Consider the following 14,419-nt stretch of genomic DNA (forward strand, 5'->3'; position numbering starts at 1 on the left):
GATCCACGCAGCGGAGCAAGCGGAGCAGGGCATTCCACCCCGCTACCGAGCTGCCTCCCCGCCGCCGGTGGCACAGGAAGTCGATCCGGCCGACTTCTGGTGCCGACCGGCTCGGCCCATCAGGCGCTGGCCGGCCTCGTCCCCGCACCCCGCCGGTCCACGAAGTGGCCGGAAGGGGCGCTGCACAGGAAGTCGGCCGGATCGACTTCCTGCGCAGCGGCGCCACCGGGTCAGGCCACCTCGTGGCGGCGCCAGCGGCGGTAGGCGGGTTCGAGGCCGGAGAGGATGGTGTCGAAGCGGCGGATGCTGGTGGTGGAGTCGACCTGGAGGCGGCTGATCTGGAGGGGGTGGGTGGGGAGGCGGGGGCCGAGGCGGTGGTCGGAGAGGAAGCCGAGGCGGTAGCCGAGTTCCTGCAGGACGGTTTCGGCGCGCGCGTCGTGGCCGCCGTCTGGGTAGGCGAACGCGATCGGGGGTTCGCCGAGCCAGCGGGTGAGGGCTTCGTGGGCGCCGGTGATCTCGGCGCGGACGGTGACGTCGTCGCAGCGGCCGAGGCAGGGGTGCCCCTGGGTGTGGTTGCCGATGGCGACCCCGCCGTCCCGGAGGGCGAGGAGGTCGGCGGGGGTGAGCTGTTCCTGGCGGGGCGGCCGGCGGTCGGCGCTGACCCGCAGTTCGTGCAGGCTGCGGCGCCGGTCCGGGTCGGGCATGGCCTTGAGCCGGGGGAGCAGCTGGGAGGGGTGGCCGCAGTCGAGTGAGCGGGCGCGGCCGCCGTGGCGGGCGAGGAAGTCGGCCTCGTGCCACCAGAAGGGGCGCTCGGTGCCGATGAGTTCGGAGATGACGAAGGCGGTGGCGGGGATGCCGCGCGCGTCGAGGGCGGGCAGGGCGTGGGTGAGGACGCTCCGGTCGGCGTCGTCGAAGGTGACCAGGACGCTGCGCGGCGGCAGCGGCCGCCGCTCGCTGACGGCCTGGAGGACGGCCTCCAGCGAGACCGGGGTGGCGAGCCTTCGCAGCCGGTCCAGCTGGGCGCCGAAGGAGCGGTGGTCGGTGACCCCGTGGTAGGCGAGGACGGCGAGTCGCTGGGCGGCCCGGGCCCGGAACAGCGGTTGTACGGGGGCGAACCGCAGCCATTCGCCCCGTGCGTCCTGCTGTTCCGTCTCGGTGTGCGCCACGTCGACGGGCTCGGCCTCGACACTGACGGGCCCGATACCGACGGGCCCGACACCGACCGCCGCGATGTCGAACGCCTCGGCACCGGCCACCTCGGCACCGACCAGCTCGACGTGCTTGGTCTCGAGGCGCTTGGTGTCGAGCCGTCTGGTCGGTTCGAGGCGCTTCGCCTCGATGGTGGGTCGGGGGCGGCCGGCGCCGTGGTGGTCGGACGCGAAGCCGGTGGGCGGCGGCAGTGCCCGGACGCCGGATAGGGGCCTGGCGCGGGCGGTGGAGGTCGACGGGGTGGACTGGGTCTGCGGCAACGGTTCCCCCTTGGTCGCCGAGCGGCGTGGCGGTACCGCCGGAGGACGGAGCCCGGCCTCCGACTCCAGGGGGCGGCGGCTCCGCTCCCTGGGTATTCCGGTTCTCGGTGGGGGGTCTCACCCTCCCGCGAACGGCTCCTGGATCACTCGATGCCATTGAGACCCCTGCACCAGGCGGATGGTTGTACCGGGGGGACGAGGATTTTTCGTGGACTGATTGTGGAGCCCGTACACGCGTCCGCAGGCCCTGAGCACCCCCGGACGGGCGGTCGCGCAGGGTGCGCGGGGCCTCACTCCCTGCGGGCTGCTTCGGGGGCGTGCCCGGGGTACCTTGGGCTCATGGCAGATGCGGACCGTGATCCCTTCCACCTGCACGGTGCGACCCGATGGACGCGCGCGTGCAGCGGTGGAGCCCTGGTCACCCACCGGATTCCGCTGGCGGTGGCGGGCGTGGCCTGTCTGGTGCTGGGCATCGTCGTGGCCGTGATCGTTCCGGACAGTGACGGTCCGGCCTGGGCGATGGCGGTGGCCGGCTGCCTGGCGACGGGCGTCCTGCTGCTCGGCCGGATCGTGTTCGGAGTGGTCCGTCGGCGGGGTGCCGCGCTCTGACCGTGGCGCCGGCGCTCACTCCGTCGAGTGCTTCGCCAGGGTCGGGTGCGATTGATCGACAGATCGATCGAAATTGGTCAGAACGACCGAATTTCATCTCTTCTGACAATCATCCGCGCTTGTGTTTCCCCATTCCCGGACAACGGCTTCCTCCCCCCTCTACTGTGAATGCGTTCCCGTGGCTCGGAAGGCCCTGGAGAACGCCCTGGAGGGGGAGCGATGCGCGGTCGACCGGACATCGCCGTGTCCGCCTCATGAAACGCGGTGGCGACCTCGCCGTCGCCTCCCTGACCGCCGTCGTCGCACTCCCGCTGGCCCTGCTGATCGCCGCCCTGCTCCGCTGCACCGCCGCCGGACCGGTGCTGCTCCGGCAGACCCGCACCGGACGGCACGGCCGCGAGTTCCAGGTCCTGCGCTTCCGTACCGGCCGCCACGGCCGCCTCGGCACCCTGCTGCGCCGCACCGGCCTGGACGAGCTGCCGCGGCTGTGGAACGTCGCCCGCGGCGAGATGGGCGTGATCGGCCCCCGCCCGGACCGCCCCGAGCAGGTGGTCCACTACACCCGCCGCGAGCGCGGCCGCCTCGCCGTACGGCCCGGCCTGACCGGTTGGGCGCAGCTGCACGCCGCCTGCCCGCTCGCCGGGCCGGACCGGGCCGAACTCGACCTCTGGTACGTAGAGCACCGCTCGGTCCGGCTGGACCTGCGGATCCTCGGCCTCACCGTCCTCGCCGCGCTTCGGCCCTACGGCTCCCGTAGGCCCGCTCGGTAGGCTGCGCCGCATGGCCATTCCCCCCTTCCTCCTCGAACTCCGCTCCGTCGTGGGCACCCGTCCGCTCTGGCTGAGCGCCGTCGCCGCCGTGGTGCTGGACGACCAGGGCCGGGTGCTGCTCGCCCGCCGGGCCGACGACGGGCGGTGGGCGTCGGTCGGCGGCATCCTCGACCCGGGAGAGCAGCCCGCCGACGGTGTGGTGCGCGAGTGCCTGGAGGAGACCGGGGTGGAGGTCGTGCCCGAGCTGCTCGCCGCCGTCACCGTCACGCCGCCGATCACCTACCCCAGCGGCGACGTGACGCAGTACCTGGAGCTGATCTTCCGCTGCCGGGCTGTCGGCGGCGAGGCCCGGGTGAACGACGACGAGTCGCTGGAGGTCGGCTGGTTCGCGCTGGACGCGCTGCCGCCGATGATCGACTCCGAGCACTTCCGGATCCGCCACGCGCTCGAGTGCCAGGGTCCGGCGGTGTTCACCCTGGACGGCCGGGAGCACCCCCGGGAACGGCTCGGCTAGATCGGCCGGACAGGGCCTCGCTAGGAAGGGCTCAGCCCTTCTGCTGCCGGTAGGCCTCCTCCGCCGCGTCCAGCACCGCGGCGAGGTCCCCGCCCGCGGTGGCGGTCGCGGTGGCGGCGACCGCGCCCTCCACGAACGGCGCGTTCGCGAACCGGACCGGGAACGGCAGCCCGTGCTCGTCGGCCTCCGACAGCAGCGCCCGGACGGTGGTGACGGCGCCGCCCAGGTCCGCGAGCACCACCACGCCGTGGCCCTGGTCGACCCGCCGGGTGGCGGCGGCCACCAGCACGGCGCTGATGCCCGGCCCGTCGGTCGGGTCGCCACCGGTCGAGGCGACCGGCGCGGGGGAGTCGGATCCGGTCAGCGTGAGCGCCAGCGAGCGTACGGCGGTGGCCAGTTCCTGGCTGTGCGAGACCAGGACGATCCCGACCCGGCCGTGCGCCGCGGGCCGCGCCGGGGTCGGCCGGGGCAGCGGGGTGGCCGAGGGCGGGGTGCGGGGAGCCGGCGGGTGGGCCGAGGGGGCGTCGGAGATGGGGATGACGTCGGCGCGGGTGCCGTCCCGGCGGCTCATCGGCTGCTCCCTGGGGCGAGTTCATGGGCGGGTGTCGGGCGGGGTGTCGGGCGGGCAGTGCGGCGGATCCTGGGCGGACTGTGGGCGGGCCGCCGAAGTCATGGGCGGCGCAAGGGCTTTGCGCGGGCTTCCCGCGGCGGATCCACGGGCCGCTCGCGGCGGGTGCACGGGCTTCCTGCGGGGTGTCCGGGCCCGTCCGGCCCACCCGGGCACCCACGAGTCCTGGCAGCACTCTGGCAGCTGCCCGCCGCCCCGCCGGTCGGGACACGCCCCACCGCGCCCCGAGCGCTTCTCCGGCGGCGCTCCTCCCGGCCGGGGGAGTCCTGGTCAACCCGCTGACCGGGCCGGGGAGGTGTGGCTAGGCTGGCCGTGGAAACCCGTCGGGAGGAGATCGGTCAGTGGCAGTCAACAGCGGGACGGACACCGGGGCGGTCGGCGTCGAGCCGGAGCTCGCGCGGAACGGGAAGCCGAAGGTGGACTTCACCGGGGCCGAGTGGCTGTGCAGCAGCCAGGGTGTCGGGGACGTCCAGATCGCGTTCGTGGACGGGTACATCGGGATGCGGGACGGCCGTCAGGAGGACGGGCCGGTCCTGGTCTTCACCCCGGCCGAGTGGCGGGCCTTCGTGCTCGGCGCCCGGGACGGCGAGTTCGACCTCACCTGAGCACCCGAGCGCCGTCCGGAAGCACCTGCGGAGCGGCCCGAGCTGCGGCGAGCCGACAGCGTCGGGACCGCTCCGCAGGTGCTTCCGGAGGCGGGGCCGACGCCGATTCCGGCACCGAACATCACAACTGATGATCTATTGAGCGTGCCACGTCAGAATTTCTGTTGACTGTTAGACAAACGCAGCTCAGAGTATGAGCACAGGCAGACGCCGTGCCCACCGCCCCCACGCGGCCAGACACGGCGCCTGCTGTGCGGCCCGGCATTTGCCAGGCCTACCTCCCAGTCATCCCCTGCGCACCGGGGTGCGTCGGCCGGTCCCGGCCCACAAGGGGCCGGCAGTCGCCGGGAGGCTGGCGCCGACGCCGAGAGCGACTCGGACGACGGCACCGTTTGCTCGGGACCCGCACGCCCCCACGCGGCGGTGTCCCGAGCAGATCCACGGGAGCGACGGGCCGGGGCCCCGCGGATCTGGCTCTTGTTGCACGGAACTGCAATGGAACTGTTGGCTTGTGTGTCGTGCTGTGCGCGATGACGAAGCTGGGTGCTCGGCAGTTCGGCACGACAAGTGCACGGTGAGGGAAACGCGTGTAGGGCCGCGTTGCGACATGCCGTCCCCCCGGAGGGTGAAACCCAGAACGGCTGTCGTGCTGAACCGAACGTAGCCCGGACGGTTGCTCAGAGTCAACATTGGTCTCTGAGCGTCGACCTCCCGCCCGTCCCCCGTCGGTGTCCCACCCGCCTCGCGAGTGTGGTGTGCCGGACACGTACGATGTTCCCATGTCTTTTCTCCGCCGTCGCTCCGGACAGCCCGCCGGCCCGGACTTCGACGTGCTCGCGATGGACCCGGGCGACTGGCCCGGCGACTTCGGTGCGGCCATGATGACCGGCCCGGACGGCTCCTGCCAGGGGATTTTCCTGCGCTACGACCTGTTCGGCGGCAGAGGCCCGGCGATGTTCATCGGCAACCTCCCCGAGGGCTCGCCCGCCCGGGAGACCGGTGACGACGTGCCCTTCGAGGTGCGCCAGCTGCTCGCGGCGCTGGAGAACGACGAGCCGGTCGAGTTCGTCTCGGCCGAGGACTTCCCGGTCATGCTCGGGGACGACCTGCTGATCGTGAAGAAGGTCAAGACCAGCGAGGAACGCGTGTTCTGCGCCCAGTTCGGCCGCAGCGACGGCGTCCTGGTCACCATCGCGTCCTGGGACCGACCGATTTCGGACGACCTGTATCAGCTGCTGAAGCCGCTTCCGGCCGACATGTTCCAGCAGGGCTGACCGGACCCACTCGGGGTGCGGACACTGCTTGACGGTATCGATCACCGGTTCGTACAGTCGCGAACATGCCGTGCCGTCTCCCGCTGTTGACCCGTCGCAGGCATCTGGACCTGTGCCGGACCGCCAGCGCGGTGTGTCCGGGCCACTGAGGGGGGATCTCGCCCCCGTGGCGGCGGGCGGCCGACCGGACCGGGTCGGCGCCGAACCCGGGGGAGGGCCGTGGGCCGGCCTCCGGGGCCGCCGGCCGGTTCCGCCCGCCCCCGCGGCGTGCGTCCACACCCGCTGAGCCCATGCTGCCGCCCGGAGGCACCAGCACCATGACGACCATCGCCGCAAACGATCGTTCACCGAATGATCGTCCTCGAACCGAAGCGACGGATTCCGGCCATCCCGCGCCGACCGCCCCGCTCGCGCGCCCGACGGCCCCCGTACGGCCCACGCGGCCCGCGGCGCCCACCCCTCCCGCGGCGCCGGTGACACCCGTGCCGCCAGTGCCCGAACGCCCGGCGGTCGAGGCCGCCCTGGCCGGTCTGCCCCGGGTGGTCGACCTGCTCGCCGCCCGCGCCGAGGAGCACGACCGCGACGCGACCTTCCCCTACCAGGGCATCGAGGCCGTCCACGAGGCCGGGCTGCTCACCCTGACCGTCTCCCAGCGCTACGGCGGACCGGGCGGCACCCTCGCCGACACTGTCCGGGTGCTGGCCCAACTCGGCCGCGGGGACGCCTCGGTGGCCGTGGTCACCGCCTTCACCCTGCTCCAGCACGCCGAACAGGCCCGCCGCGTCGGCTGGCCGACGGCCGGCTACCGCCGGCTGCTCACCGAGTCCCGGCGCGGGCCGGCGCTGGTCAACACGCTGCGGACGGAGCCCGGTGGCGGACCGGACGACCTGCCCGGGACGGTGGCCCGGCGGGACGACGAGGGCTGGCTGCTCACCGGCCGGAAGACGTACTGCACCGGCGCCGAGGCGCTGGCCTGGATGGCCGTCACCGCGCGGACCGACGAACCCGAGCCCCGGATCGGGACGTTCCTGGTCCGCGGCGAGAGCGAGGGCCTGGAGATCGACCCGACCTGGGACCAGCTCGGCCTGCGGGCCAGCGCCAGCCACGACGTCGTGCTCGACGCGGTGCGGGTCCCGCTCGAACTCGGCCTCGGGCTCCGCACACCCGGCCAGGCGGACGCCGCGGAGGCCGGACTCGCCCGCGCATGGCAGGACCTGGCCCTCGCCGCGGTGGCGGTCGGGGTCGCCCGGGCCGCTGAGGCCTGGCTGGTCCGCTTCCTGAACCAGCGAACCCCGGCCAATCTGACCGAGCCGCTCGGCACCCTGCCGCGCTACCGCTGCGCCCTCGGCGAGATCGACGCCCAACTGATCGGCGCCGAGGAACTGCTGCACGGCCTGGCGCCCCGGGTGGACCGGGGCGAGCCGGACGCCGTGGCCCGGACCGGCCCGGCCCAACTGCTGGCCGTCCGGGCCGCCACCGCGGCCGTCCAGCAGGCCGTTGCGCTCACCGGCAACCCGGGGCTGAGCCGGCGTCACCCGCTGGAGCGCTACCTGCGGGACGTGCTCAGCAGCCGGGTGCACCTGGCGCCCGAGGAGAGCGTCCTGGACGCCGCCGGCCGGGCCGCCCTGGAGCGCGGCGCCCGGCCGTGAGCCGGTGGGCCGGGAGGCCCGGGGCGGGTCAGCGGGTGCCGACCGCGGCCCGGACCGCCCGGCGGGCCAGCGCGGCGTCGTCGTAGAGCCGGCGGATCATGATCCGCTGCTCCTCGCCGGCGCCCGGCACGTCGTACAGCCGGATCTCCCGCATCAGCACCAGCACCAGGTTCACCAGGAACGCGTCCCGGGCCAGCGTGCCGCCGCTCTGGGCGAGTTGGCTGATCTGGCGACGGGCGGCGGTGTCGCCGGAGAGCACGCTCCACAGCACCGCCAGGTCGTAGCCCGGCAGGTACCAGCCGGCCTGCTCCCAGTCCACCAGCACCGGGCCGGAGGGCGCCAGCAGCATGTTGCTGAGCAGGGCGTCGCCGTGGCACAGCTGCAGCGGGGTGGTGCCCAGGCCGTGCAGCAGGCCGCGCAGGTCGCCGGCGTCCCGGTCGGTGAGCTGGCCCACCGAGTGGTAGCGGGCGATCTCCAACTGGTAGTCCAGGCGCGGCTGGAAGACGTCGCTCGGCGGCCGCCAGAGGTTCAGCGTCCGGACGGCGTTGAGCAGCGCCCGCACCTCGCCCGGGGTGGGCGCGTTGACCGGGTGGCGCTCCCGGGCGGCGGGGCGGCCGGGGACGCGCTCCATGACGAGCACGCAGCGGTCGTGGTCGGCCGCGACCAGCCGGGGCAGCCGCACCGGCGGGCGGTGCCGTACGAACGCCCGGTAGACCGAGACCTCGTGGTGGAAGTCGGCCACCAGCTGCTCGAAGTACTCACTCCGCACCGCCTGCGGCGCCAGGCACTTGGCGACCACCGGTGCCCGCCCGATGGTGCCCGCCACCAGGATGTGGCGGCTGCCCTCGCGCAGGACCTGGCGCGGGGTGAACGCCGGACATATCCGCGCGACGCTCCCCAGGGCGGCCCGTACCGCCGGGGTCTGCAGTGCCGACGGGTCGATCCGCTCCGGCCCGACCGGCTGGCCGGGCCGCCGGGCGCGCAGCACCTGGCCGTCGGCCTGCCGGGCCAGCGGGAGGCGGTGGCCGGCCGGCGGGAGGGTCTGCGGGGCGGCCTCAGGGGCGCGCAGCCCCAGCGCCGTGCGGCCGGACGGCACCCGGGCGTCGGCGGACCGGCCCTCGGTCCCGCGCGGAGCCACCGGCCGGCTCGCCGGGGGCAGCTGCTTGGGCCCCGGACGGCCGGCGGCCGCGTTGGGGGGGCGCAGCGCGGTCCGGTTCGCGGTCGGCGTGGGGGTCGTCGCTGAGGAGTACATGGGCTGAGGGGGGTCCCTTCCGGTCCGTCTGCGGGTTCGCCCCGCGGGGGCGGGGAGGGCTGGTGCCGTGTGCTTCCTGGCGTGACGGCGGCCCTGGTTCGGTCGGTGGGTGGTGCGCGGGCGCCGGGCACGGACGCGGGGCCGGAACCCCTGCTCGGCGGTGCTCCGGCCGTCCGCACCCTGGGGAATGCGGTCGACCGGGCTGCCGTGGCCGTGCCCGGCGCCCCCGCGCCACCCGGCCGCGCCACCCCCTCGGGTGAAGACCGGGAGCGCCCCGTGCCACGGTCGGGGGAGTGCCCCGACGCTGGTGGGACGCCGCCCGACCCGAGGGGCGAGGTGGCGCATCCCTACAACACACCCGTCGGGCACTGGCTTTGTAGTCTGGCGGGCCCTGGCGAACGGTGGCGAATGCTCGCCTGGCACTTGCCCGAGCCTCTAGCCTCGGAGGTGCCGAGGAACCTGGGGGCTTCATTTGAGCAGGGAACCCAACACCCGACTCGCCGATCTGTTCGTCCTGACCGGATGGTCCAAGGGCGAACTGGCCCGGCTGGTCAACCGTCGGGGTGCCGCGCTGGGGCAGCAGCAGCTGTCCACCGACACGTCGAGGGTACGGCGGTGGATCGAGCAGGGGGAGATCCCGCGCGATCCGGTGCCGAGGGTGCTGGCAGCCGTGTTCACGGAGCGGCTCGGACGTGTCGTCACCACTGAGGACCTCGGTCTGGAACGACACCGGCCCACCAGGTCCGGAGCGGAGCCGTCCGCAGCAGTCCCGTGGTCGCCGGATCGAACAGCCGCGGTCCTCACCGAGTTCACGGGAATGGACCTCATGCTGAACCGACGTGGATTGGTGGGCGCCGGAGCCGCGCTCACGGCCGGGGCGGTCGTCGCCGACTCGCTGAAGGGCTGGTTGGGCGGGGACGCGGTCGCGTACGCGGCCTCGGTGCCCGGACCGCGCCAGCTGGTCACCGGGAGCGCCGCGCGCCCGGTGGTCGACGTGTACGACGCGGGCCCGGTGGGGCTCGACGAGGTGGAGTCGCTGGAGCGCTCGGTGCAGGTGTTCCGGGCCTGGGACGCGGCCCGCGGCGGCGGGCTGCAGCGCAAGGCGGTGGTCGGCCAACTCAACGAGGTCGGCGGACTGTTGACGCACCGCCACGCGCCGTCGGTGGAGCAGCGGTTGTGGCTGGTCGCGGCAGACCTGTCGGTGCTGGCCGGCTGGATGTCGCACGACGTGGGCCTGGAGCCCACCGCCCAGAAGTACTTCATGATGGCGGCCGAGGCGGCCAAGGAGGCCGGCGACCGCCCGCGGGCCGGGGAGGCGATCTCCCGGGCCGCCCGGCAGATGGTGCACCTGGGCCGGGCCGACGAGGCGATCGAGCTGATGTCGGCGGCCAAGGCGGGCGGCGGCCTGCTGCTGCCCAGAACGCGGGCGATGTTCAACACGGTGGAGGCCTGGGCGCGCGCCTCGATCGGGCACTCCCAGGACACCTACCGGCTGCTCGGCGAGGCGGAGGAGCTGTTCACCGAGGACGCGCCGGAGCCGCCGCCGTCCTGGATGCAGGTCTTCGACGAGGCCGAACTGCGCGGCATGCAGGCCCTGGTGCTGCGCACGCTGGCCGAGCACGACCCGGCGGCGGCCCCGCAGGCGCGGCGGCACGCGGAGCGGGTGATCGCCCTCCGGGAGGGGACCGGGCAACTGCGCTCGGCGCTGTTCGACCGGATCACCCTGGCCTCGGTGCACTGGATCACCGGGGAGCCGGACGCGGCGGAGTTCCAGGCCAAGATGGTGATGAACCTGATCGGCCAGAACTCCTCGCACCGGACCTGGGACCGGCTGCGCGAGATGTACCGGCTGACCGCCCGCTACCGGGGGCTGCCGGTGGTGGACGAGCTGCGGGCGGAGCTCGGCCGGGAGCTGCGGGCGGCGGATGCCAAGAACCGGCCGCGGCCGTCGTGATACGGGCGGTCGGTCCGGAGACGGTCGGTCCGGAGACGGTCGGTCCGGAGACGGCCGGGAAGCAGTCGGCCGGGCGGTTCCCGGTCGGTGGAACGCGGATGGGGATCCGGGTTCAGGCCCGCCGGAGCAGCATGCGCAGCGCGGTGACGGTCCCGTCCGTGCCGAGCACGGGTTCGCCCGCGCACTCGACGTCGTCGTGCCGTCCGCAGGGGCGGCGGATCCGCAGGGTGCCGGCGGCCGGGCGGCCGTGCACCAGGGCGTCGGTCATCATCCGGCGCAGCAGCGGCCGGTCCGCCTCGGGGAGGCGGTCGGGCAGCCGGTCGAGGCTGAGCGGGCCGTGGTCCGGGTCGCAGCCGAGGAGGAGGTAGGTCTCGGCGTCCCAGCGGACGCCGTCGGTCAGCAGGTCCCACTCGGCCGAGCCGACGAGTCCGTCCCCGGCCGTGCCGTCGGTGTCTCCGTTGCCGAGGTAGGGGCCGGACGGTTCCTGCGCCGTGCCGTCCACTCTGCCGTCCGTTCCGCGGTCGGAGCCGTCCGCGGCGCCGTCGCCCGCTGCGCCGCGGGTGCGGGCCGCCCTGCCCGTGGGGCCTGCGGCGCGGTCCGTGCCGGAGCCGTCCGCGCCCGCCGGGACGCCGTCCACCGTGGCGGTGTCCGGCGGGCGGGCGGTGCCTAAGGACATGTTCATGACGGGTCCATCGCTGAGTGTGGCCCGCCGTGTGCGGGGCGTCGGGGTGGTGAGAAGACTGTCGCACAGCGTTCTCGCCGGTGTGGGCGATTTGGACAGAACGCAGGCAAAATTCCCCTGGCATATGCCACTGTGGCAGCCGCCTTCGTCGCCCTGTGTGCGGAAGCGGGTCCGAGGCGGTAACCTTCGGTGATTCCGGCGCCCGGGCGCCCACCGCAGTACCGACCAGAGACCCCGGCGACGGAAATCCCGTTGCCACTACGACCGCCGCAACGGATGCTGACCTCATGTTCGAGCCAGTGATAGCACCTAGTGCCAGCCTCCTAGGCCTCCTTCAGCGAGGCCGTGGTGACGGGCAGCTCCACGCGCTGGCCGCCGACCGTGCCGAGGCCATCGCCGCGCTGGAGGAATGCGTCACCAGGGATCCGCGGGCCGACTGGCAGGTCGAGAGCCGCTCCCTCTACTACGCCCGCCTCTACATGGAGCTGGAGGCCTCCCTCGACGGCATCGAGGACCACCTCCACTCCGCCGAGGACCTCGTCAGCGATGACGAGAACCGCACCGGCCTCGCCCTCTCCGTCCTGGGACACCTCGCCGCGTACGGCCGGCGCGACGCGCTGCTGATGCTGCGCGAGTACGCCGCCACCGGCGCCAACTGGGCCTGGGCCCTGGACGAACTCGCCCTGCGCGACGACGACCGCGGCCTGCTGCTGCTCGGCACCGCCGTGCTGGACCGCTTCGCACCGGGCCCCGAGGGCGACGCCGAGCTGCGTGAGTTCATCCGCAACGCCTACGAGCCCAGGCCCTGGCGGCTCTGGGCGGCCTACCACCCGAGGGTGGCCGCGGCCAGCGAGCAGTCCCCCTTCGACCTGTGGCAGCGCCAGCTCAACCGCGGCGGCGTCACCCCCGGCTGGTCCACCGCCGACGTGCTGGCCTGGGCCGACCAGGGCAGTCTGGGCGACCTCGGCGCCGCCGCCTTCCTGGGCCGGCCCGAGCCGGTGCGCGCCGACGAGGACCGCTCAGGCCCCGACGCCGTGGACCGCCGCGCCGCCGCGGCCGCCCGCTGTCTGACCGCCGTGGTCCGGCCCGAGGACCGTCCGGCCCTGCTGGAGGCGGCCCGCGACGGCCTGCCCGGCGCCCGGCGGGCCGCCCTGCGCTACCTGGTGGACCAGCGCGACCCGGCCGCCATCGAGCTGATCGAGGCCGCCGCAGCTGACGTGGACGACCGGATCGTCCGGGCAGCTCTGGAGCTGCTCGGACGGATGCGCGGCCCCGAGGTGCTGGCGCAGGCCCGCCGCTGGGCCGACCCGGCCAGCGGGGGAGCCGACAGCGCGCTCGGCGAGACCGCGGTGCGGCTGCTCGCCGACGCCGGGGAGCCGGCCGACGCGCCGCTGGTGGTCGCCGGACTGCGCCGCTGGATCTCGGTGCGCGGGGTCAGCGGTACGGGGCTGGGATCGCTGGTCGACGGTGCGGGGCGGCTGGCCGCCGCCGACGCCGTCCCGGTCCTGCGCCACATCTACGGCGAGGCCGGCTCCTCCGAACTGCGCGGCCGCGCCGCCCGGGCGCTCGCCGCCACCGATGTGCACTTCCCCGAGGGGCCCGCCGTCGAGTGCCTCTGGGACTGCGAGGAGTCCACGCGCGAGCTCGCCGCGCGCCATGTCGCCACCACCGGCGACGCGCGTGTGCTGGAGCGGCTGCGAAGGCTCGCCGCGGACCCGGCCGAGGAGGCCGAGGTCCATGCCGCCGTACGCGGCCGACTGACCGCCGCCCGGGAGTTCGGGCGCTAGGGCGTCGGTCGCCAATGGGCTGCATTGGGCTCCGCCCCCGGTCTCCGGCCGGGAGGTGCCCCCACCTCCGCCTTGCGATGCACGCACCCCAATGCCGCCCGCCCGCCCTCGGGCGGACGACGGGAGTTTGAAGACAGGCCTTGGACGGACCCGACGTTCGGTGGGCCGGGACACCTCGACGGTGTCCCGGCCCACTGCTTTGCGTCGGTGCCCGCTGCGTTCGGCTTTCGGTCGAGGAGTCGGTGGAACGCGGTTCTACTTGACCGGGCCCGCGTCCGGGGCCAGCACGCCGCCCGCCACCAGACCGATGATCAGCACGCCGAGCAGCACCCGGTACACCACGAACGGGAGGAAACTGTTGTTCGAGATGTACTTGAGGAACCACGCGATCGCCGCGTAGCCGACCGCGAAGGCGATCAGGGTGGCCAGGATCGTCGGCCCCCAGGCCGGGGCCGGGCCCTCGCCGATCTTGAACAGTTCCAGCGTCCCCGAGGCGAGCACCGCCGGGATCGCGAGCAGGAACGAGTACCGGGCAGCCGCCTCCCGGCTGTAGCCGAGCAGCAGGCCCGCGCTGATCGTGCCGCCGGAGCGGGAGACGCCCGGGATCAGCGCCAGCGCCTGGGCGAAGCCGTAGGCGGCCGCGTGCGGCAGGGTCAGGTCGGTGATCGGACGGGCGTGGCGGACGGCCCGGGTGCGGTCGGCGAGGGCCAGCACCAGGCCGAAGACGATCAGCGTGGTGCCGATGATCCGCAGATCGCGCAGATGGGTCTCGATGGAGTCCTGGAACAGCTTGCCGAGGATGCCGATCGGCAGGGTGCCGATGATCACGAACCAGCCCGTCCGGGCGTCCGGATCGGAGCGCAGCGCCGGGCGGAACAGCGACAGCACCCAGGTCCGGACGATCGAGGCGATGTCCCGGCGGAAGTAGATCAGCACCGCGGTCTCGGTGCCGAGCTGGGTGACGGCGGTGAACGCCGCCCCCGGGTCGTCCCAGCCCAACAGGGCGGAGAACACCCGCAGATGGGCGCTGGAGGAGACGGGCAGGAACTCGGTGAGCCCCTGGATCAGGCCGAGAACGGCCCCGTGGAACCAGTCGATCACCGAACACCCGCCAGGGGTATCAGGCGGGTGTGGTGCTGGTGCGGCATGGGCGGGTCCTTGCGGGTCGGAGCGGGCGTGCGGACGACCGCGACCCGCGCGGCCCGCGGCCGCGCACGGGCCCGGCG

14 protein-coding genes are annotated in these 14,419 nt (G+C 74.2%); 9 read left to right on the forward strand and 5 right to left on the reverse strand.

The window, feature by feature from the left end:
* Positions 1-230: 230 nt before the first annotated feature.
* Positions 231-1,469, reverse strand: coding sequence for a polysaccharide deacetylase family protein (locus ACZ7BZ_RS32570; RefSeq protein ID WP_470361489.1), 1,239 nt, complete (start codon positions 1,467-1,469; stop codon positions 231-233).
* Between the two features lie 339 nt (positions 1,470-1,808).
* Here ACZ7BZ_RS32570 and ACZ7BZ_RS32575 point away from each other — a divergent pair, with 339 nt between their 5' ends.
* From ACZ7BZ_RS32575 to ACZ7BZ_RS32585, 3 genes are all read left to right on the forward strand, one after another.
* Positions 1,809-2,078 carry a hypothetical protein gene (locus ACZ7BZ_RS32575; RefSeq protein WP_188303958.1) on the forward strand — a complete coding sequence of 90 codons (270 nt, stop codon included), beginning with the start codon at positions 1,809-1,811 and terminating at the stop codon, positions 2,076-2,078.
* Between the two features lie 254 nt (positions 2,079-2,332).
* Entirely contained in the window at positions 2,333-2,848 is a 516-nt protein-coding gene (locus ACZ7BZ_RS32580) for a sugar transferase (protein WP_470361490.1), read from the forward strand.
* 10 nt (positions 2,849-2,858) lie between these two features.
* Entirely contained in the window at positions 2,859-3,362 is a 504-nt protein-coding gene (locus tag ACZ7BZ_RS32585; protein ID WP_470361491.1) for an NUDIX hydrolase, read from the forward strand.
* A 31-nt stretch (positions 3,363-3,393) separates the two neighbouring features.
* Here the strand turns inward: ACZ7BZ_RS32585 and ACZ7BZ_RS32590 are convergent, their stop codons facing one another.
* The gene (locus ACZ7BZ_RS32590) at positions 3,394-3,933 is read right to left on the reverse strand and encodes a PTS-dependent dihydroxyacetone kinase phosphotransferase subunit DhaM (protein WP_470361492.1); all 540 of its coding nucleotides are present in this window, start codon (positions 3,931-3,933) and stop codon (positions 3,394-3,396) included.
* Between the two features lie 473 nt (positions 3,934-4,406).
* On the opposite strand from ACZ7BZ_RS32590, the gene ACZ7BZ_RS32595 reads away from it, so the two are divergent.
* From ACZ7BZ_RS32595 to ACZ7BZ_RS32610, 4 genes are all read left to right on the forward strand, one after another.
* Entirely contained in the window at positions 4,407-4,595 is a 189-nt protein-coding gene (locus tag ACZ7BZ_RS32595) for a DUF397 domain-containing protein (protein ID WP_360243590.1), read from the forward strand.
* 779 nt (positions 4,596-5,374) lie between these two features.
* Positions 5,375-5,869, forward strand: a complete 495-nt coding sequence (locus tag ACZ7BZ_RS32600) for a hypothetical protein (RefSeq protein ID WP_188303961.1) — start codon at positions 5,375-5,377, stop codon at positions 5,867-5,869.
* 65 nt (positions 5,870-5,934) lie between these two features.
* A complete protein-coding gene (locus tag ACZ7BZ_RS32605; RefSeq protein ID WP_363440578.1) occupies positions 5,935-6,018 on the forward strand; it encodes a putative leader peptide in 84 nt (27 codons plus the stop codon).
* 333 nt (positions 6,019-6,351) lie between these two features.
* Positions 6,352-7,518: an acyl-CoA dehydrogenase family protein gene (locus ACZ7BZ_RS32610; protein WP_470361493.1), complete on the forward strand. Its 1,167-nt coding sequence runs from the start codon at positions 6,352-6,354 to the stop codon at positions 7,516-7,518.
* Positions 7,519-7,546: 28 nt separating this feature from the next.
* Here the strand turns inward: ACZ7BZ_RS32610 and ACZ7BZ_RS32615 are convergent, their stop codons facing one another.
* Entirely contained in the window at positions 7,547-8,770 is a 1,224-nt protein-coding gene (locus ACZ7BZ_RS32615) for an aminoglycoside phosphotransferase family protein (RefSeq protein WP_470361494.1), read from the reverse strand.
* Positions 8,771-9,242: 472 nt separating this feature from the next.
* On the opposite strand from ACZ7BZ_RS32615, the gene ACZ7BZ_RS32620 reads away from it, so the two are divergent.
* A complete protein-coding gene (locus tag ACZ7BZ_RS32620; protein ID WP_470361495.1) occupies positions 9,243-10,724 on the forward strand; it encodes a DNA-binding protein NsdB in 1,482 nt (493 codons plus the stop codon).
* Positions 10,725-10,836: 112 nt separating this feature from the next.
* Here the strand turns inward: ACZ7BZ_RS32620 and ACZ7BZ_RS32625 are convergent, their stop codons facing one another.
* Entirely contained in the window at positions 10,837-11,406 is a 570-nt protein-coding gene (locus ACZ7BZ_RS32625) for a hypothetical protein (RefSeq protein ID WP_470361496.1), read from the reverse strand.
* Positions 11,407-11,693: 287 nt separating this feature from the next.
* Between ACZ7BZ_RS32625 and ACZ7BZ_RS32630 the strand changes: the two genes are divergently transcribed.
* Positions 11,694-13,193 (forward strand): HEAT repeat domain-containing protein, encoded by a 1,500-nt coding sequence (locus tag ACZ7BZ_RS32630; protein WP_470361497.1) that lies wholly within the window; start codon positions 11,694-11,696, stop codon positions 13,191-13,193.
* A 255-nt stretch (positions 13,194-13,448) separates the two neighbouring features.
* Here ACZ7BZ_RS32630 and ACZ7BZ_RS32635 read toward each other — a convergent pair whose 3' ends face one another.
* On the reverse strand, positions 13,449-14,291 hold the full coding sequence (locus ACZ7BZ_RS32635; protein WP_470361520.1) for an undecaprenyl-diphosphate phosphatase: 843 nt from the start codon (positions 14,289-14,291) through the stop codon (positions 13,449-13,451).
* Between the last annotated feature and the right edge of the window lie 128 nt (positions 14,292-14,419).

It is taken from the genome of Kitasatospora sp. NPDC036934 (assembly GCF_055608425.1).